The 19,457-nt window shown below is 42.7% G+C and carries 22 protein-coding genes; 7 read left to right on the top strand and 15 right to left on the bottom strand.

Annotated features, from left to right (window positions below):
- Nucleotides 1–3: 3 nt before the first annotated feature.
- Nucleotides 4–381: a BlaI/MecI/CopY family transcriptional regulator gene (locus MHB56_RS27215; protein WP_076126059.1), complete on the bottom strand. Its 378-nt coding sequence runs from the start codon at nt 379–381 to the stop codon at nt 4–6.
- 203 nt (nt 382–584) lie between these two features.
- Here MHB56_RS27215 and MHB56_RS27210 point away from each other — a divergent pair, with 203 nt between their 5' ends.
- The 5 genes from MHB56_RS27210 (at nt 585) to MHB56_RS27190 (ending at nt 5,655) form a co-directional block, all read left to right on the top strand.
- Complete coding sequence (locus tag MHB56_RS27210) at nt 585–2,075, top strand: 4-hydroxyphenylacetate 3-hydroxylase family protein (RefSeq protein ID WP_341144219.1); 1,491 nt, start codon at nt 585–587, stop codon at nt 2,073–2,075.
- Nucleotides 2,076–2,289: 214 nt separating this feature from the next.
- Entirely contained in the window at nt 2,290–2,949 is a 660-nt protein-coding gene (locus tag MHB56_RS27205; RefSeq protein WP_076135640.1) for a response regulator transcription factor, read from the top strand.
- A gap of 73 nt (nt 2,950–3,022) precedes the next feature.
- Complete coding sequence (locus tag MHB56_RS27200; RefSeq protein WP_341144218.1) at nt 3,023–4,324, top strand: sensor histidine kinase; 1,302 nt, start codon at nt 3,023–3,025, stop codon at nt 4,322–4,324.
- A 60-nt stretch (nt 4,325–4,384) separates the two neighbouring features.
- A complete protein-coding gene (locus MHB56_RS27195; protein WP_341144217.1) occupies nt 4,385–5,017 on the top strand; it encodes a hypothetical protein in 633 nt (210 codons plus the stop codon).
- Between the two features lie 260 nt (nt 5,018–5,277).
- A complete protein-coding gene (locus tag MHB56_RS27190) occupies nt 5,278–5,655 on the top strand; it encodes a PilZ domain-containing protein (RefSeq protein WP_341144216.1) in 378 nt (125 codons plus the stop codon).
- Nucleotides 5,656–5,794: 139 nt separating this feature from the next.
- Here MHB56_RS27190 and mnhG read toward each other — a convergent pair whose 3' ends face one another.
- The 7 genes from mnhG to MHB56_RS27155 form a co-directional block, all read right to left on the bottom strand.
- Nucleotides 5,795–6,187, bottom strand: a complete 393-nt coding sequence (gene mnhG, locus MHB56_RS27185) for a monovalent cation/H(+) antiporter subunit G (protein WP_341144395.1) — start codon at nt 6,185–6,187, stop codon at nt 5,795–5,797.
- The gene (locus MHB56_RS27180; RefSeq protein WP_036686407.1) at nt 6,162–6,455 is read right to left on the bottom strand and encodes a Na(+)/H(+) antiporter subunit F1; all 294 of its coding nucleotides are present in this window, start codon (nt 6,453–6,455) and stop codon (nt 6,162–6,164) included. The genes mnhG and MHB56_RS27180 overlap by 26 nt, the downstream gene beginning before the upstream one ends.
- Nucleotides 6,455–6,928 carry a Na+/H+ antiporter subunit E gene (locus MHB56_RS27175; RefSeq protein WP_076126047.1) on the bottom strand — a complete coding sequence of 158 codons (474 nt, stop codon included), beginning with the start codon at nt 6,926–6,928 and terminating at the stop codon, nt 6,455–6,457. Before MHB56_RS27175 ends, MHB56_RS27180 begins: the two co-directional genes overlap by 1 nt.
- A 4-nt stretch (nt 6,929–6,932) precedes the next feature.
- Nucleotides 6,933–8,411, bottom strand: a complete 1,479-nt coding sequence (locus tag MHB56_RS27170; protein ID WP_076189930.1) for a Na+/H+ antiporter subunit D — start codon at nt 8,409–8,411, stop codon at nt 6,933–6,935.
- A complete protein-coding gene (locus tag MHB56_RS27165; RefSeq protein WP_036686402.1) occupies nt 8,408–8,743 on the bottom strand; it encodes a Na(+)/H(+) antiporter subunit C in 336 nt (111 codons plus the stop codon). Before MHB56_RS27165 ends, MHB56_RS27170 begins: the two co-directional genes overlap by 4 nt.
- On the bottom strand, nt 8,743–11,607 hold the full coding sequence (locus MHB56_RS27160; protein WP_312147910.1) for a Na+/H+ antiporter subunit A: 2,865 nt from the start codon (nt 11,605–11,607) through the stop codon (nt 8,743–8,745). The genes MHB56_RS27165 and MHB56_RS27160 overlap by 1 nt, the downstream gene beginning before the upstream one ends.
- 127 nt (nt 11,608–11,734) lie before the next feature.
- The gene (locus MHB56_RS27155; protein WP_232061321.1) at nt 11,735–12,373 is read right to left on the bottom strand and encodes a universal stress protein; all 639 of its coding nucleotides are present in this window, start codon (nt 12,371–12,373) and stop codon (nt 11,735–11,737) included.
- 345 nt (nt 12,374–12,718) lie between these two features.
- Here MHB56_RS27155 and MHB56_RS27150 point away from each other — a divergent pair, with 345 nt between their 5' ends.
- Both MHB56_RS27150 and MHB56_RS27145 read left to right on the top strand, forming a co-directional pair.
- The gene (locus MHB56_RS27150) at nt 12,719–13,051 is read left to right on the top strand and encodes an ArsR/SmtB family transcription factor (protein ID WP_076304206.1); all 333 of its coding nucleotides are present in this window, start codon (nt 12,719–12,721) and stop codon (nt 13,049–13,051) included.
- Between the two features lie 52 nt (nt 13,052–13,103).
- Entirely contained in the window at nt 13,104–13,640 is a 537-nt protein-coding gene (locus MHB56_RS27145) for an SRPBCC domain-containing protein (RefSeq protein ID WP_340394150.1), read from the top strand.
- Nucleotides 13,641–13,703: 63 nt separating this feature from the next.
- On the opposite strand, the gene MHB56_RS27140 is transcribed toward MHB56_RS27145, so the two are convergent.
- The 7 genes from MHB56_RS27140 to MHB56_RS27110 form a co-directional block, all read right to left on the bottom strand.
- The gene (locus tag MHB56_RS27140) at nt 13,704–14,456 is read right to left on the bottom strand and encodes an alpha/beta hydrolase (RefSeq protein ID WP_312147815.1); all 753 of its coding nucleotides are present in this window, start codon (nt 14,454–14,456) and stop codon (nt 13,704–13,706) included.
- Nucleotides 14,457–14,467: 11 nt separating this feature from the next.
- On the bottom strand, nt 14,468–15,268 hold the full coding sequence (locus tag MHB56_RS27135) for an alpha/beta hydrolase (RefSeq protein ID WP_248548138.1): 801 nt from the start codon (nt 15,266–15,268) through the stop codon (nt 14,468–14,470).
- Nucleotides 15,269–15,287: 19 nt separating this feature from the next.
- The gene (locus MHB56_RS27130) at nt 15,288–16,292 is read right to left on the bottom strand and encodes a FecCD family ABC transporter permease (protein ID WP_076279113.1); all 1,005 of its coding nucleotides are present in this window, start codon (nt 16,290–16,292) and stop codon (nt 15,288–15,290) included.
- Nucleotides 16,293–16,317: 25 nt separating this feature from the next.
- Nucleotides 16,318–17,325: a FecCD family ABC transporter permease gene (locus MHB56_RS27125; RefSeq protein WP_438357164.1), complete on the bottom strand. Its 1,008-nt coding sequence runs from the start codon at nt 17,323–17,325 to the stop codon at nt 16,318–16,320.
- A gap of 22 nt (nt 17,326–17,347) precedes the next feature.
- Nucleotides 17,348–18,364 carry an ABC transporter substrate-binding protein gene (locus MHB56_RS27120; protein ID WP_076310428.1) on the bottom strand — a complete coding sequence of 339 codons (1,017 nt, stop codon included), beginning with the start codon at nt 18,362–18,364 and terminating at the stop codon, nt 17,348–17,350.
- A gap of 220 nt (nt 18,365–18,584) precedes the next feature.
- Nucleotides 18,585–19,037 carry a hypothetical protein gene (locus MHB56_RS27115; protein ID WP_081383245.1) on the bottom strand — a complete coding sequence of 151 codons (453 nt, stop codon included), beginning with the start codon at nt 19,035–19,037 and terminating at the stop codon, nt 18,585–18,587.
- Between the two features lie 27 nt (nt 19,038–19,064).
- Nucleotides 19,065–19,403 carry a winged helix-turn-helix transcriptional regulator gene (locus tag MHB56_RS27110; RefSeq protein WP_076126032.1) on the bottom strand — a complete coding sequence of 113 codons (339 nt, stop codon included), beginning with the start codon at nt 19,401–19,403 and terminating at the stop codon, nt 19,065–19,067.
- Nucleotides 19,404–19,457: the final 54 nt, after the last annotated feature.

The raw sequence follows: 19,457 nt of genomic DNA, 5'->3' as shown, positions 1-19,457 counted from the left end.
GGCTCAGTCCTTTCGTTCATCCAAAATTCTCTTCAGTTCTTCAATATCTTCCCGGGACAACTTTTCATCCTGCAAAAAATTGACCAACATCGGGCGCAGAGTTCCACCGTAGATCCGCTTCAGAAAGGATCTTGTCTCCGATTGGACACATTCCTCTTCCCGCACCAGCGGATAATAGGAATACACCCTACCTGTCTGGTTATAACCAATAGCCCGTTTCTCTGTCAGACGCTTAATCAACGTCCGTACCGTCTTTGGGTTCCAGTCCCTGCTGCCTTCTAGTGCTTCAACAATCTCACCTGCAGTGCGTGGGGCACTTGCCCACAGCACCTTCATCACTTCCCACTCGGCATCCGAGATCTTTGGAGTTTCCGTAGACATCATTCTATCCGCCTTTCTTTCCTCTGTATGACTACACTTGTAATCCAATATCCAAAATATACAAGTCAGCATCGTTTATGTCAACCCTAAACTCCCAGCTCACCACGGTTTATGGACAATGTACACGGAGATTCATGATTACGTACATTAATAGCAATAATACGGCTTTATTAGTCAAAGATGACTTCAAAGAGGTGGAACCTATGCCTATAAAAACAGGTAATCAATACATCGAACGAATCGACCGGCAAAAGATCAATATCTGGTACAAAGGAACACGTGTTGAAGGTCCTTTATCCAAACACCCTGCCTTTCAAGGTCTCATACAAACACAAGCCGAAATGTATAACATGCAGTGTGATGAACGTTATTTGGCGCAGATGACCTATCCTTCACCTGATACTGGAGATCCGGTTGGTTTATCTTTTCTTCCACCCAAAAATGCTGAAGATTTAGAACGCCGGAGAAAAATGATTGAACTCTGGTCCAACAGACATCACGGATTTTTAGGACGTTCCCCCGATTATATGAATACGGCCATCATGTCTCTGTTCACAGCTGCTGATATCCTTGAGGATCATAATCCGAAATATGCTGAGAACCTCAGAAAATACTATGCCTTCTGTCGAGATCATGATATTACCTTATCCCATGCTTTCATTCAGCCTCAAGCCAGCAAAATATCCGGCCAGATTGATGCTACAGAGGATTCTATCGCTGCAAAAGTCGTAGAAATCAATGATCAAGGGATGTTTGTTACCGGTGCTTTTATGATGGCAACACAGGGAGCTACCTGCGATGAAATGCTTGTATTCCCGACTCCCTCACCCTCACTTGTGGATGATGATAATCCCTTTGCGTTTGCCTTTGCGGTGCCTAATGATCTGCCTGGGATGACTTTTTTTTGCCGTGAAAGCTACGCTGCCTCATCCTCCTACGACCATCCGTTAAGTTCAAGATATGAAGAAATGGATACCCTTGTTATCTTTGACCGCGTACTGGTCCCTCATGATCGTATATTTTATTATGGCGATGAGAGGTACTGTTCCCGATTATTCGGCGAGAGTAACTTTCATACGCATATGGCCCACCAAATTATCACCCGCTATATTGCAAAGACCGAGTTTTTTCTTGGTATGCTAGAGTCTTTGGCGGAAGAACAAAATGCTGTCCTTGAGGCCTACACGATTTTGCCTATTTCCAGAATATTAACCTATTTAGAAACTTTCAAAGCCTTAAGACTTGCAGCGGAAATAGGGGCTTCGCTCGACAAATTTGGATATCTCGTTCCAGATAAAGGTCCACTGTTGGCTTCAACCATTCACTTTTCAGAGTTTTATCCAGAGATGGTTGAAATGGTTCAAAACCTCAGTTCAAGCGGGCTCATCATGATCCCCTCTGAAGCCGACTTTACATCAAGCGCTGGTTCGTATCTTTATGAGTATTTGAAGGGAAATGTCTCGGATGCGTGGTATCGAAATGCCTTATTCCGGCTGGCTTGGGAACTAGGAGCGGGTGCATTCGGAGGTCGTCAAACCCAGTTTGAGCGGTTATTTTTCGGCAACTCCCAAACAGTGGCCTGGCGTATGTACAACAGCTATGATAATCACGAGTATTTTCGTCAAATCGTTCACGAATTTATTGCCCCTGATGCCCACTTGTCTAAGTCAACAACAGATGGAATTTCCAATTAATCAAGAGTTCCGAAGGTTTATAATGATGTTTTTCAGGATTGATTAAGAGACTGCTTCCGCTCTCTTTTTCAGTCCTTTTTGAGCTTTATCAACAAACCAAATTAAGAAGAACTAGATGCTTTTTCATACCTGCACTGGACAATTCTGTAATAAGTTGTTTATAGTTTATTAGCATTAGGAAGTGATTTGCTAGCTTAGGAGGGAACAATGAACTATGGGCCATATCATAGTCGTAGAAGATGAACGTGCAATCAGTGACTTAATTACTATGAATCTAAAATTAGTCGGACATACCTATAGCAAGGCTTATCGCGGGCTGGAGGTTATTGAACTGCTGGAACGTGAAAAGGCCGATTTAATTCTGCTCGATATAATGCTGCCCGAACTGGACGGTTTTGAGATCATGCAGCGGATTGCTCACTTACAAATTCCGGTGATTCTGATCACCGCAAAAGATTCACTGGCTGATCGCATCAAAGGCTTTGAGCTGGGCGCCGATGATTATATCATTAAACCTTTTGAAATCCTTGAATTGTTGGCAAGAATCAATGTGGTGTTACGCAGGAGCGAAAAAGGCATTTCCAATTTTCTCTGTGAAAACGTTGAGGTACGTTATCTTGAGAGGCTTGTGATGGTGGATCAGATACCCGTAGATTTAACCGCTAGGGAATTTGAGCTGCTTGAGGTCCTTATCCGCAACAGAAATATTGCTTTATCAAGGGAAAAGTTGCTGGAATTAGCCTGGGGCTATGATTTTGAAGGAGATACCCGTACCGTAGATGTTCACATCAGGCAGTTGCGCAAAAAACTAGGCTGGGAAGAACGAATTAAAACCGTATTTAAGCTTGGTTACCGCTTGGAAGTTCAGGTCTAGTATGAGATTCTGGCATAAAATTCTGCTATCAGTCCTCGCTTTCTTCATCGTCGCCCTAGATGTGAGTGTAATCATGATTATGAAAAAAAGCTGGCAGCTGAACATGGACAGCGAAATGCAGCGTGCTTCAAGCGAACAGCTATTAATTGCAAACAACATTTATGAAAATCTTGAATCGATTCAGACCCGTGGGGCCACACTTACCTCTACTTTAATCTCAAGTGTGGCTCAATCCTATGGTGAATTTTATCATAAGCAGGGAATCGGACTACAGCTCTGGGAGAATGACCAGCTGGTTTATCCGAATGCCGGAGTCCCATCAGTCTCAACACCGGAGTCACATTCTATTCAACTCTCTACTGAGCTCCCTGCTCCCTATCAAGCTTTGTCGATCGTTTATCAACGTGATATCAGTGACCTCTATGCTAAGCAGCATGAGCTGAACCGTTTTTTTGTAATGATTAACTGGATTATCGGTCCAATTCTGCTCCTATTACTCTACTTGCTGATCCGGCAGTTGACCAAACCACTTAAACAGCTATCAAAGACTACAAAAACGATCGCTGAAGGCAAATATACCGAGCGCGTGCAGTTGCGCAGTAAAGATGAATTTGGTGAGTTAGCCCTGAACTTTAACCGAATGGCAAACGCAGTGGAGCAGCACGTGATCGAACTGTCTAATATGGCCGATGAAAAGCAGAGAATGGTCGATAACCTCGCCCACGAACTACGCACACCTTTAACCAGTATGCAGGGATTTGCTGAATTTCTGACTTCCGCGAATATAGGCCAGGAAGAACAGCAAATGGCTGGTCAATATATCCTTAGTGAAACCTTACGCCTGAAGAATTTAGCCTTCAAACTGCTGGATTTGTCCGTCCTACGGCATCATCCTCTGACTCTGAAACAAGTAGACATATCAGATTTGTTCAAATCGGTTAAACAGATTGAGCAGCTTAAATTGGACGAAGCAGGCATCAAACTAGAAATGGATTATTCCATCCCTGCGGTTTGGGGTGATCATGATCTGCTAACTTCCTTCTTGGTTAACCTTGTCGAAAATTCCATTCATGCCTCTCCGCAAGGGAGCACCATCCGCTTGCTTGCCTATGTATTGCAAAATGAAGCCATATTGGAAGTATGTGATTCAGGATTTGGGATGACACCGGAACAGAGCGCGCGTGTTTTTGAACCCTTTTATCGAGGTGAAAAATCGCGCACACGCGAATACGGGGGTGCGGGTCTTGGTTTATCTTTATGCAAGCAGATCGCAGATGCACATCAAACTAGAATTTCACTCAATTCTACTTTAGGTCAAGGAACAAGTATCCGCATCTTTTTACAACTCCATAACATCTGTTCACCTACTCTATAACATCTATAGTTTAAGGTTAGGAAGATTCAGCATCATCCGAAGCAAATGGAGGTTATTCAAGTGAATAACAAAAAATTCCCCACTACTTTAGCTGTACTCCTGTTCTCGGGGAGTCTGCTAATCGTCAGTGCAGTCATTCAAAACACCACCCATTTAGCTTTAACCAGCACCAAAACCCCAGGGATGAAGTTGGAAGCACCAACGCCGGTGTCCTCCACAGTGAATGACGATCTACAACCGCAGATGAGTCCTAAAGAAATACAACCCATTAACAATTTCATAGACATGGCGGGTCATGAGACTTCTGAATCCAAACGGACCACTGTCACACCGCCTGCTGCAGGGGATCTGAGTCAAACTGATGCCGTTATTCTGGCTGCTTCAAGCGTTCGCAAATTATTCGATGTGGACATTGCCAAGCTGCAGATGCGGGTTATTCTGAGTGATACCCGAACCTCGCTGCCGTGGACATGGGCTGTACATTTCAGTCCATATAACGCCAAGACCCTAGAAGGGCAAGGTAAGGAATTCTGGGAATATGATGTACTAATTGATCCCATAAACGGTATGGTAGTGAACACGACCGCGATTAATATTGCTCTGAAAAGAACACCAATTATCGCTTCTGCTGCCAGCACTATCTATAAAGATGCCCGTTGGATCAATGCGGCCATAACTATCCTTACAGATTAACAAAAAGAAAGCCGGAAAATTGCTACAGCAACACTGATCAACACTGACACCAATGATAAACGCGGCATGGTCGCTGTTCAGATGATGCTGGAAGATGGCAGCAGCTACACGGCAGAAATGCGTTATCCTGATCAAAGTCTGCGCTGCCTTACCTACGAGACTGCTCAAGTAGTGAAATAAATCAAAAATTGAATCAGCTCTTCACTAATCCTACTTTTATGTCGATAATTTATATTACATGGAAAAGTATGGAGGAGCATATGAACACTAATCGCAGAACCGAACCTTTTCGATATACCCTTAAAGAACCTGTAACATTTGATCTTCATATTCTTACTATTAACGGAATCCAGGTTCCTTCCAAGCCTGTAAGGGCTGTATTGTTCGACATCAGTCGATCGGGTTGCCACTTATCGTTACCCCTCAATATCAACCCAGAAAATAACCTAATACGTATTGGCATGGAAATGAATCTTACGGATGAATCTATGTACATAGAAGGAATATTGAAATGGAACAAAGAACAACAAGGCAGTTTCCACTACGGCATTCAATTGGACATCCCTGAGAATGATGGTGATCGACTCCCAAGAGTACTTCGCATCCTTGCTGGAGAAGGCAAAATATTAGTTCGTTAAGATAACAAAAAAGAGTAGTTTTAATCTAAAAAAGCAACAACCCCGCGTTTTCATGCAGGGTTGTTGCTTTTTAGCTATTGCGATCCAAACTTATTGTTGTAATCCGAAATCGCAGATCACCATTTCATGGATTTTATTCTTAAGTCACATCCCGTTCAGGGGATGCTGCTACAGCTTTTTCTTTCTCCAGTACCTCTCTTAAATCATCTTGAATTCTGCGATTCCATAAGGGAACCCCTGAGCGATAAGCAGCTCTGCCCGTCAAATGCGCAGATAAAGGTGAGGTCATAAATACAAAGACAATCCCCAGTAGCAGCTTAGCACTTATATGATCTAGAAAAAATGCAAAATATAGAAAGGCCCCGCTCAGAACACATAAAACACCAAGGGTGGCACTTTTGGCAGCAGCATGTGATCTCAGATAAACATCAGGCAGCCGAATCAGACCATAAGCACTTACAGCACTAAGCAATGCCCCCATCAGTATTAATAAGGCAAACAGCAATTCACCGACTGTCTTGATCATTTCCATGTTCAAGCACCACTCCCCTTTCGATGTATCTGGCAAATGCCGTCGTGCCGATAAAGGAAAGAATGCCTATTAACAAAATAATTTCGATAAAAGCCTGCGTTCGGAGTAAAACAGAAAGAACGGCTACCATGGCTAACAGATTAATTCCAATCGTATCCAATGCCGCTACCCGGTCGGGCAAAGAAGGCCCCTTCAACAACCGCCAGGCACATACACCAATCGCCAGCGCCATAATCGTAAGCGAGAGCATAAGAATAAAATGGATCATTAACGGGTCACCTCCAATATCGCACGCTCAAAGGTGTCACGGATATTCGCTCTGAACTGTGCGGGATCCTCAACATCCATGGCATGAATATACAAAGTCCGGTTATCATCCGATACTTCAAGTACCACAGATCCGGGAGTAAGGCAGAGCAATGTGATCAACGTAGCCACTTCCCAATCCGATTTCAGCTCTGTAGTATATTTCAAGATTGCTGGACGTATATTAAGCTCCGGTCTCAGAACAGCTTTTACCACTACATAACTTGAAACGACCAGCTCCCGCAGCAGCAACAGGATTAGCTTAATAATTGCCCACACTTTTCCTAGATATAATCTGGGCCAAAAACGTCGCATTCCGAGCAGAATGAGGATACCGATCAAGAAACCAATGACGAAACGTGGCCCAGTCCAGTCATTGTGCAGGAACATCCACAGGAATGCTATCATGAAATTCAATAATAGTTGAAAAGCCATAGTATCACTCCTTCATGACAGCGTTAATGTATAGTGCTGGATCAGCCAGTACAGCTCCGGCTTGGCTGACAAGTCCGTTTACCGTCTCCGCACCCACACCCATCAGAATTACAATCGCGAACAGAACAGCTGCCGGTGCCATCATAGCTTTATAATGAAGCGGTTTGACTTGTTCTTCCCTTTTCTCGCCACCCCAGAACACTTGCTGGAATACCTTGATCAAGGAATATAACACTACGAAGCTGGATGCAAGTGCAATCAGCGCCAGAGCCACGTGATTCTCGCCAAATCCACTCCGCACCATCATCACTTTTCCAGCGAAACCACTAAGGGGCGGAACACCAACCAATGCCAAAGTCAGTACAAAAAACATCCAGCCGGTCCACGGATAACGTCGGATTAAACCACCCATTTCTTTTAAGCGGTCAGTGCCTGAAGCTGAGATAATCATCCCACCCAGAAAGAATAATAATGCTTTGGCAACCATGTCATGCATTAAATAAAACACTACACCATTTAACGAATCCTGAGTCGCGACAGAGATCCCAAAAGCAATAAATCCTACACTGATGATGATATTATAATTAAATATTCGGCCCAAATCGTTGTATGCCAATGCCCCGATTGCCCCAAGTATCATCGTCGCCCCCGCCATCCAGGCAATCAATGTATGGGTGAGTCCCGGTTCTTGAATAAAAATCAAAGTAAAGGTACGAGTAATTGCATACAATCCGACCTTGGTTAGCAAAGCCCCAAACAGGGCTCTAACAGCCAATGGTGGTGCACTATAAGAATCGGGAAGCCAGAAAAAGAGCAGTAAACCTGCCTTAATCGAAAATACAATTAGCAGCAGAACCGCAATGACGTTCATTACACCGCCTTGTCCCGCCTCTGCTACACGCATAGATAGATGCGCCATATTCAGTGTTCCTGTCGCGGCATATAAATAAGCAATCGTCGCCACAAACAAGGAAGAGGAAATCACATTAATTAATACATACTTTAATGTCTCTCGCAGTTGACCCTTGGATCCACCAAGTACGATCAAAGCGTAAGAGGCAACTAACAGCACCTCAAAGCAGACAAACAAGTTAAACAAGTCCCCGGTGAGGAAAGAGCCAAATACCCCGGTTAATAAAAAATGGAAAAACGGATAGTAATAAAACCGTTCTCTGTCTTCCCCAATGCTAGCGAAGGAAAAAAACAGACAAGCCGCGCCAACAATGGCCGCAGTCAACACGAGCAATGCCGAAAACATATCGGCAACAAACACAATGCCATAAGGTGGACGCCATCCCCCCATATATAAGGTCTGGATACCGTTTGTATTTACCTGATACACAATGAATCCTGCAACAAAGATATTTACAAACACACTGACGGCACTTATGATTCGTTGCAGACGTACTCGTTCTTTCAAAAAAATGAGTATAACTGCCGTAATGGCCGGAATCAGCAGAGGCAGCACTAACAAGTTGTTCATCGTCTCTCCTCCTTGGTTCCTTCCACATCATCGGTACCCGTCGAGCGGTAAGTCCGGTATGCCAAAACAATAAAAAATGCTGTTACTCCAAAGCTAATTACAATAGAGGTCAAAATGAGCGCCTGCGGCAAAGGATCGACATAAGCTTCCGCTTCCTCACCCAGCAATGGTGCAGCACCTGTCTTGAGGCCAGACATTGTCAGTAACAACAAATGAACGCCGTGCGTTATTAAAGTGGTTCCCAGAAGGATGCGCAGCAAGCTTTTGGAAAGAACTAGATAAACACCTACGGAAAACAGTACACCGATCGCCAGGGCAATAATAAGCTCCATTAGCTATCCCTCCCGATCGTAAATATGATATTCATAGTGACACCAATAACAGCTAAGAAAACACCGAGATCAAAGAACATTGCTGTGGTCAGTTCTGTTTTGCCCATAAGTGGCAGTTGGAAATAGCCAAACGCTTGGCTCAGAAAAGGTACATCGAATAAAAACGAACCTATTCCTGTAAGAAAAGCTACAGATACCCCAACCGCGATTAACTTACGATAGTCGATAGGCAATACCTTCTCAACCATATCAATCCCAAAAGTAATGGCGAGCAGTACCAATGCGGCTGATGCCATCAATGCTCCAATAAATCCGCCTCCCGGATTATTATGTCCGGCGAAAAACAGATAAAGCGAAAATATTAGTATCATAACGAAGGCTACTTTAGCTACCGCTTGTAGTAACACATCATCACTTACAGAAGAACGTGGTTTATTATCCTTCACAGCCCGCTTCAGTGGGGCAATAGTTCCATCCGTATCCAACTGCAGTTTGATCATGGAATAAATAGCAAGTGAGGCAAGGCCAAGCACTGTAATTTCAAACATGGTATCAAAGCCGCGGAAATCAACGAGCAGAACATTAACAATATTTTTACCGCCACCCAAGGTATAGCTATTCTCCACATAATATTTCGAGATGGATTCGAACGGACTACTGCCTAAAGCAGCAAGTGCAACCAATGTCATGGTTATTCCCATCCCGATGGAAATAATTAGCTTAGGCAAGCGGGACCGAAGTTTGAGCGGCTCTTTCTCCAGCTTAGGCAAATGCCGAAAACATAGCAGGAACAATGTAACGGATACTACTTCGACAATCATCTGGGTAAGCGCCAGATCAGGTGCCCGGAACAGAACAAAGAGTAAAGTAACCATATAACCAACCATTCCTGTTAACAAAATGGCTGTGATTCTGGAACGAACAAAGGGGATAGCCAAAGCGCCCACAAGCATAACCATAACAACAATAACTTCAAACAAAGAAAACGGAGCATATTCAGTTGTCCCAAGCGTTATTCCATCGGTATACCACACGGCTCCACCAATGGCTACGATCAGGAAAGCGAAGATATACATCAAGTAATGGCGCATGGAACCTGTCATATAGATGCCAGTCAACGCCCTAGACGATTTCTCGACCAGCCGGATTACTCCGTCATAGACTTGATTTAAAGTGTAGCCACTGCCCCATTCTTTATCGACCAGACTCCAGCGGCCATAGATTCGGTATACAATAATACCAAGAATCACAACACCAAGTGTCATCCATATTTCTGGTGTAAAGCCGTGCCAGAAATGAATATTCACAACAAAGGGTTCTCCGGTCTGCAAGATAGGGTGAATAGCATTCATTGCAGGGATAATAAGTGTTTTGGATAATATATTCGGGAAAAAACCGATAAATATAGACAGCACTGCTAGCAGGCACGGGGCAAGCAGAAGTCCAAATGGGGCTTCATGCGGTTTTTTGTCCAGCTTCTCAGGCTGATATTTTCCGAAAAAGGTGTGGAAAACCAAAATCATACTGTATGCAAAAGTAAACACGCTGGCAATCCAGGCCAAAACCGGGAAGAGCGTAAACAACGAGGGAATAGACAATATATCCAGGTTTCGGATATTCAGAACAGCCGTAAAAAACATCTCTTTACTTAAAAACCCGGAAAATGGCGGCAAACCAGCCATCGAGAAACTGCCGATCATCGCTACCGTAAAGGTAACCGGCATAATGGAAATCAATCCGCCCAGCTTTCGCAGGTCGCGGGTACCCGTCTCATGGTCAACTATACCGACCATCATAAACAAAGAGCCTTTAAAGATGGCATGGTTAATAAGGTGAAAGATAGCCGCTGTTGTTGCAGCAGTGTAAAAGACTGAATCTTCCCCTACATAAAATGCCGCTGCCGATCCCATTCCCAGCAATCCCATAATCAGTCCAAGTTGACTAATCGTTGAATAGGCTAATAGAGCCTTCAGGTCCGTCTGCTTCATCGCCTGGATGGAGCCATAAATCAAGGTGATCAAACCGACGCCTGACACAACCCAGAACCACTCATATTGCCCCGCAAAAACAGGGCTGAAACGGGCGACAAGATACAATCCAGCTTTAACCATCGTTGCCGAGTGCAGATAGGCGCTTACGGGTGTCGGTGCCTCCATGGCATCCGGCAGCCAGATATGAAACGGGAACTGAGCTGATTTGGTGAAGGCGCCTAAGAGAATTAGTAGCATCGCCGGAATAAATAAAGCATGCCCGCTGATATCGCCAACCTCACTCCAAATTTCCCGGATACTAAAGGTGCCTGTCATTACATAAAGCATTAAAAAGCCGGCAAACATCGCTAAACCACCAAATACGGTAATCAACATAGATTTGAGAGCACCATACCGCGATTTTTGCCGCCGATGCCAAAAGGCAATTAACAGAAATGACGAAACACTTGTTAATTCCCAAAAGCCATATAACACCATCAAGTTATCCGAGAGCACAACGCCAAGCATCGCCCCCATAAACAACATTAGATAAATATAAAAAGGGGTTAACGCTTCTTTTCGCCGGTCCAGATAATAAATTGAATAGATAATTACAAGACTACCCATCCCAGTGATTAGCAAAGCAAACAACAAACTTAATCCATCCAGATGGAAAACCAAATCAATTCCTAGTGAAGGAATCCATGAAATGGTTTCATATCCCAAATCCCCACCTTTAATAACGGGAATCCGGGTTAAGAAATAAACAAACAAAACGAGTGAACCAGGGAAAACAAGCCATCCTCTATGAAGGTTGGGTGCTCTCTTGGACAAAAGTGCGATTACTAAGGCCATTAGAAACGGAACAAGTATGATTACATGCAGCAAAGGCAGTCCTCCTTTTCCACTTGAGCTTATCAAGTTGTGAACTTTAGTACTTACTTTTTTACCAAAAGCCAAAGATCATATGATTGGTAGGGCCTTTTATACAAGGCCCCAATGTTGATAAGGGCAAGCCCGATTATAAAGAATCGGTCAATGTGCCATCACAAATATGCAGATATCTAGCCTTTCCATCTTCTTGCTCAATTCTGAATAAACCGTTCTCAAATTCTGTGTGTAGTTCGTGAAAGAACTTTCCCTTAAGCGAATACTCTCCCTGAGGTTCATCACTGAGCTGGTACTCAGCCCCGTTTTTGACCAGGTAAGCGATAACGCCTTCCTCATGGGTTTCTTCCAGCCCTGCACGCATCCGCTGCACAGCCACGACATGCAGATCCATCATTTTCATTTTACCAATGAGTTCATTGATGAAATTACGTTTGGTAAGCTCCTGCCACCGAGTTTGAGCAGATTGTCCAATGACGATCTGTGTAACCTCATTCTCTTCAGCAACTTCTACAATAATATCTGTTGTTTTTCGGCCTTCACGTTTCCGAATGATAAACTCTGCGCCAGCTTCATCGGCAAGACGTTTCCAGACCGTCATATACATTTCTTTGCTCTGATTATATTCATCAATATCCGAACTATCGACATTTAATACAAACAATGGCGCCCCTATAATTTCAGATAGTTGGACACCACGCCGGATTAAACGCTCCCCATGCGGACCATAATGAACACAAACCATAATCTTTTCATTGTGTATGACCTTCACCCTCCTGTAACATGGCCAAGAAATACAAAAGGAGCCCACTGGCGTTAGGCCCCTTGCGTAATTCTAAAACCCGATAAGTTATACTTAATTATATCTATTCCTATGTTTTTTGTAAAGTTTGTTGGTTATCATGGAACATATTTCTTTTTAATGCTTGTATCATGCCCTTCTCTAGCAGTTGTCATACAATGGTTATTATATATTCCTTTACAGGAATATTCCCTCCGTGGTATATTATCATCACAAACAGGAAATACCAAAAAGGAGGCGCTATAGAGCCGCTCAACCAGAGTATGTCATAATAGAGATGCGAATGAATTTAATGAATCGAAGTGATCTGTGTTTATGAATACTAACGTTATGAGTGCCTTAGCTGAGCCCCACCGCATGCAGATCGTTGAACTATTACGCGAGAATCCTCTAACCGTTGGGGAGATTGCAGAAAGTCTTCAGCTACGGCAGCCTCAAGCGTCCAAGCATTTGCGCGTCCTTAGTGAAGCGGGCTTAATTGAAGTTCAAGCTGTAGCTAACAAGCGCATTTGCAAGCTCCGTCCTGATCCATTTAAGGAAATAGACGATTGGTTAAACTCCTACCGCCATATATGGGAAGAACGATACGATCGACTGGATGATTATTTACAAAAGCTACAGAGCAATGAAAACAATAATAAATCATAGCCTCAGGCCGAAATTGGCAGGAAGCAAACAAATTTTGAGGAGGATCTATCCCATGACAAATTCTAACCCGTCCAACCAAGTGGTATCCAAAGTTGTTGATGGCAACACATTAGTATTAGAGCGCGTATTCCAAGCTCCACGTGAGCTAGTATTCAAGGCTTTTTCTGAGGCTGAGCATTTGAAGCACTGGTGGGGTCCAAAAGGTTGGACGCTTCCCGTATGTAATGTCGATTTCCGTCCAGGGGGTACTTGGCATTATTGCATGAAGTGCGTGGATAAGAATCAAGGGGATTTCTACGGTATGGAGTCATGGGGCAAGGCGTTGTATAAGGAAATTACAGTCCCAGAACAAGTCATTTATACAGATGGATTCTCAGATGCAGAAGGTAATATTTCAAAAGATTTGCCTGAAACGCTTGTCCAGCTAGATTTTATCCACCTGGAGGGTCAAACGAAGCTGGTGAATACCGGTAAATACACTTCTCCGGAAGCCTTGCAACAAGTGATTGATATGGGGATGTTAGAGGGGATTTCCCAAACCTTCGATAATTTGGACGCCCATCTTGAGAATTTACAGAAGAATAACTAGAGCAGCTATCACACGATAAGTAGGACGATGCAAGGATACTCTCTCCTGCTCGTCCTATTATGTTTATTTTGCAGGAAATAAGAACCTGATACTATTCGGAAAATATTGCAGGAAAAACGTGTCATTATGCGTGCCCAGCGGATCCGTCTCAAACTTCACTCGCTGATCCGTTCCAACAATCTTCTCTTTTAAAATATCATAAGCACGTTTGCTGTTAGGCACCATGTCCTTCTGGGCGTTTGTCTTGTGGATCCCTTCCTGTTCACCAACATACATATAAATTCTGCATTCCCTATCTAGTCTTGATGTCTCCATGAAATGAATGAAATCTTTAAACCATACAGACGCAGATATCAATATAAAATTTCCAACAGTAGCTTCAGTCTTGTACATCGCATACAGACTTATTAATCCACCTAGTGAAACACCACCCAAAGCCAATTTCTCCGGCTCGTTGGAGATGCGATAGGAGCTTTTGATATAGGGTACAAGATCCTGATAGACATAATTCAAATAATCATCGCCCTTGCCCCCAAAGGACCAATCCTTAAAAAGAGCAGGCATTTCCCAAGGTGTATATTCATCATTCCGCAACTGAGAATCAATCCCTATAAAAATAACCGGTTCTGTTACTCCCTCTTCCATATCTTTCTCTATAGCTGTAATCGCCTCTTTGAACAAAAAATCTCCATCCTGTAAGAAAACCGCTGGGAATAACCGCTCCGGGAATAAATGGTATTCTTTCGGTAAATACACGGTAATCTGACGATCCATATGTTCAAAAAGCACAAGCTCGCCTGCCCTCATTTGGGTCATATCCCCACTCCTTAACAGTTCAGTACTCGAAACGCTCTACTCATAATCGTTGGTACTACAGAAGCGTGATTTTCATTGGGTGCGACATAGTGCTTAACCTCTAAATTAGGCAAAGCATACTCATTCAATTTTGAAAATAATATTGCTGCGTCATCGACCATAAACGACTCTTCACTCCCTACGGTAATCAATAACTTTTGTTTATCGGCCGTCAACTCTTGACCCTTGCTATAGAACTGCTCCGCATACGTCAGGATTTCATGATCATTCCACCAAATGGATGGACTAGAGGCCAAATAATACTGGAATAGCTTCGTACGAGTGAATAACGTCCAGAGGACAAATAGACCGCTGAGAGAGTGACCAAACAAGGCTTGTTTATACTGATCCACATTATATTTCTTGTTGATTGCTGGCATTAACTCTAATTCTAAAAAAGCCAAAAAATTCTCAGCCCCACCATGTGGACCTATGTCAGCATTTTTCAATCGGTCCGGATATACATAATGCTTCGCTGGAGGTGTGAAATCATAAAATCTTCTTTTAGAGACCTCTTCATCTGAACCATAATGTCCAATGCCAATCACAATTGCTGGTGCAATAAAAGTTTTCGGGGCATTTCTTGACTGCAATTTCACAACATCCCGACCCAATTGAAAATATGAATTACCATCGAGCATGTAATACACGGGGAAGCCCTTTTCTGGTGCTGCTTCTCTGGGAAGAGAAACCTTTATATCGTACGTGTAACCCATATACTGAGATTCAAGTTTCCATGATTCTGTGTGTTCGAGCTCTACTTGTGTTGTCATTTTTTCTGTACACTCTCCCCTACACTCTTGACTTTGCTAATAAATATAAGAAATAAGGAATTCCAATAATCGAAACGACTATACCCACGGGTAACTCTGCCGGCTGAAATATTGTTTTGGCAAAATAATCCGAGATCACCAGCAAAAACATCCCTACCACTGCACTGGATAACATAATATAGCGGTGATTAATCCCTACTAATCTTCTGGCGATATGAGGAGCCATCAAGCCTATAAAACTTATAGAACCGGATACAGATACACAAACACTTACGATCCCCACACTGCATAACAGAAAGATCAGCTTTTCTTTTTCTACAGAGATCCCTAAGCTCTTTGTACTGGAATCCTCCAATTGAAAATAATTGAGTAAATAGCTTTTTCGATACATTATAAATCCTAAAATAAGCACCCAAGGTGCGATCGTAATGATATAAGTCCAGTTCGCGCTGTAAATACTTCCGACACTCCAAACCGCAGCCATCTCATAATCACTTGCATTCATTTTCAGAGAAATATACAACGACAACGCACCAAAACCACTGCTAATCGCGATCCCTGTCAAAATCAAGCGTTGCATATCGAGTGCACCATTCCGCCATGAAAAAATAAAGATAATGACAACTGCGGCAAGCCCACCTACAAAACCAAACAGCGGCATGGCTAGTATCGAGAACCAGCTTTCTTTAAAAAAAGTAACTCCCGACATCTGAAAGAAAAACATAAATGCAACGATGGCAGCTCCTGCGCCTGCATTAATCCCAAGGATACCTGGATCAGCCAGCCCGTTACGGGTAATCCCTTGAATGACAGTTCCCGCCATCCCCAGACCTATTCCTACTAATGAGGCAATAATGATCCGTGGTAACCGAAACTGAAAAATAACCAGGTCAAATTTAGCATTAGGATCTATTCGCAGCAGTGTTTTTATCACGTCCATTACAGACATATCAAACACGCCATTCGTAAGATGAAAATACCCGGCCACAAGGGTTAACAGGATAAAAACTAATAGTGTAAGCATATAGCGGCTAAACTGTACTTTACTTCTATCCACGCTGCTCTCCCCCTTTAACCCGAATTAAATAAAGGAAGAAAGGGATGCCAATAAAGGCTGTTACAACACCAATTGGCGTCTCAAACGGAAAGTTAATATAACGGCTTAAGACATCGCAAAACGCTAAAAAAACAGCTCCAATCACCGCTGAGCAAGGAATGATAAAGCGATAGTCTATACCTACGATAAAACGTGTAATATGAGGAATGATTAGACCCACAAAGGCTATCTTGCCGACTAAAGCTACTGCTGTCCCGGTCAGACATATAACAGATATAATACTGACAATTTTCACCCATTTTGTTCGTTGACCCAAGCTAATCGCGGTTTCATCCCCCAGGGAAGCAACCATTACTGACTTAGAAATACTAACCGCCAAGAGCAGTCCAACGATTATAAAAGGAACTGATAATATTAGCATATCTGGATTAACGGTATGTATTTTCGAGCTATACCAGACGCTAACATTTTGTGAGACTTGAAAAAACATCGCTACTGCTGAGGCGATACTACTTAAAAAAGTACCAATTACAGTCCCAATAATAGCTAACCTGACTGGTGATAAACCGTTTTTAACCAATGAACCAAATCCGAAAACCAAACCTGCTCCGATGGCTGAACCCACCATAGATAAAATAATCATCTGAACATTCGATAATCCCGGATAAAACACCATAGCCAACGTAATAACAAATGCCGATCCGTCATTTACTCCCATAATCGATGGTGATGCAAGATAGTTACGTGTAATCCCCTGCATTAACGCCCCTGAAACAGCCAGAGCCGCTCCAACTAATAAAGCGGCGATTACACGCGGAAATCTAGATGTCATAATAATGTTGTGGTCCACATTATTAGCATCGAAGTGTGTAATCGCCTGCCATATTGTCAATATTCCAATATCTTTAACACCATATAAGACGGATACAACCATTGCTAATACGATGAATAATGGAGAAGTTGATAGGATCAATATAACTTTCCAATTTTTTGTATTCATCTTATTCATCGCACCTTCGGTTTTACTTCAACAGGTTTTCAATTGCCGCATCCAGGAATCTTACTTTAGACCAAGCCGTTCCACCTTGTGCCAACGGATCAATTGCATTTACAAACACATGCTTATTTTTGACAGCAGTTACGCTTTTGAAGATCGGATTCTTGAGCAAATCATCAAGTGCTGTTGCATTATCAGTATTCTCACTAGTCTCAAACTGCAAGAAAATATAGTCCGGATTAATATCCGCCAAAGCTTCTAATGAAAGCTCTGCTTGTGCTTCTGTAGAGGAGATCACCTCAGGAATGGCAGCACCCAGATCTTCATAAATAACCGGATTCAAATAAACGCCAGCAGGATACACACACATACTGCCCTGACGAATACGAATGACTAGAATGGATTGATCTTTCAGCTTTTCTCCAATTTCAGCCTTTGCACCCGCAGCTTTAGATTCATAATCACTAATAATTTTTTCTGCATCTGTGGTCTTACCGGATAATTGGCCTAATAAGAGCAAGTTATCTTTCCAGTTTGTTGAAATATGTGAATAAGGAATCATCGTTTGAATTTTATTAAGTGCGCCGGCCACATCTTCCCCAAACTTGGAAGACCCTAAGATAACATCTGGATCCAGTTGCAGAATCGCTTCATTACTTGGAGCAAATTTATCTCCCACTAAGGATGCACCCGCTAGGTCAGTTGACAGATAACCTGGAATAGCATCAGCTATTGCAAGTACACCTACAGGTTTCACTCCCAGTATGGCAGCATCTTCCATAGATTCGAGACTTGCTGCTACAATATTATTAATCTTTGCAGGCACGACATAATCCTTGCCCAAATATGTAACGGTTTGTTCAGTGGCAACAGCCTCCTGAGCCGCATTTCCATTGTTATTTGCAGTTCCTTCTGCTGCTACTGCAGCATTATTTGTGCTTTTTTCTGAAGCTGTCTTATCCTTTTCATTGTTACCGCAAGCTGCCAAACTCAAAGCTAAAACTGCTGATACCCCAGCTAATAAATATTTTTTCTGATTCATAATCAATCTCCCCATCTATATTTTATTTATCATTCTTCAAACTAAAGTAATGATAATGAGAATCGTTATCATATTAAATCATATGAGAATAATTATCAATACTTTTCTTTGATTATATGAAATCTTGTAATTTAACAGTTGCGTTGAATGATTAGTGAACATGCAGAAGAACCCGCACCAAATGCGGGTTCTTCTGCACTATAAATATGAGTCCATTTTTTTAATCAGCGTTATAAAACTCAGATAAGTCACGGAACAATAATCCGCACGCCTCTAGTCTATTAAGTTCCTCATCCACATCAGTGAGCAAATTGCTTTCTCTCTCATGGGCTGTATTGATTAGCCACGGTTGTCCCTGTTTTAGAAAACAAAGATCATCAGGCAGCCTGGTCTGTACCCACGAGTACAAGCTGGTGGAATAGGATAAAAGAATATTGACCGCTTCAGGTGAACAATCAAAAAAATAAACATCTGCATAATGCCCCATAAGCCGAGTCCCCGGCCAATAGTCATCTTTTATGACCTTTTTGAGAAAAGGTTGCAGCTGTTCAAGCAGTTCATATCCTTCTGGCTCCAACTCCATCTGATCACGTTTTACTAGAATAAATTCATCACATACTTCCATAGCTACCTGTACCAGCGTCTTGTAGGTCTGACCCGTTGGTTCCTGCAAAATAGTATGAATAATAATGTACCCCCTCTACTTACTTGTATTATTCAAATATTCTTTATGCATCCTACCCCAGCCACACATGCTATCCAAAACTGTAATTAGCGATTTGCCATGTTCTGAAATACTATATTCCACCCTGAGTGGAAGCTCATGATAACTCACCCGATCGATAAGCTGATCCTCTTCAAGCTCCCGTAATTGTTTAGCTAACGTACCTTGGGAGACATCTGGGATAATCCGTCTAAGTTCACCAAATCGTTTTGTGCCATCTATCAATAAAATAAATAAAATGAGTGGCTTCCACTTTCCACCGATCTTTTCAAGTGTTGTAAGAACCCCGGTTAATCTCGGCTCCAACAAATCCATGCGATCCCCTCTTTCGATAGTTATTTAACTGTATGTTCGAACCAGCTAGTACGA

This window comes from Paenibacillus sp. FSL H8-0315 (genome assembly GCF_038005365.1).
Classification (GTDB): Bacteria; Bacillota; Bacilli; order Paenibacillales; family Paenibacillaceae; genus Paenibacillus_AQ; species Paenibacillus_AQ odorifer.
Note: the sequence above shows the minus strand (reverse complement) of the source record. Positions and strands in the feature narration are given on the sequence as shown.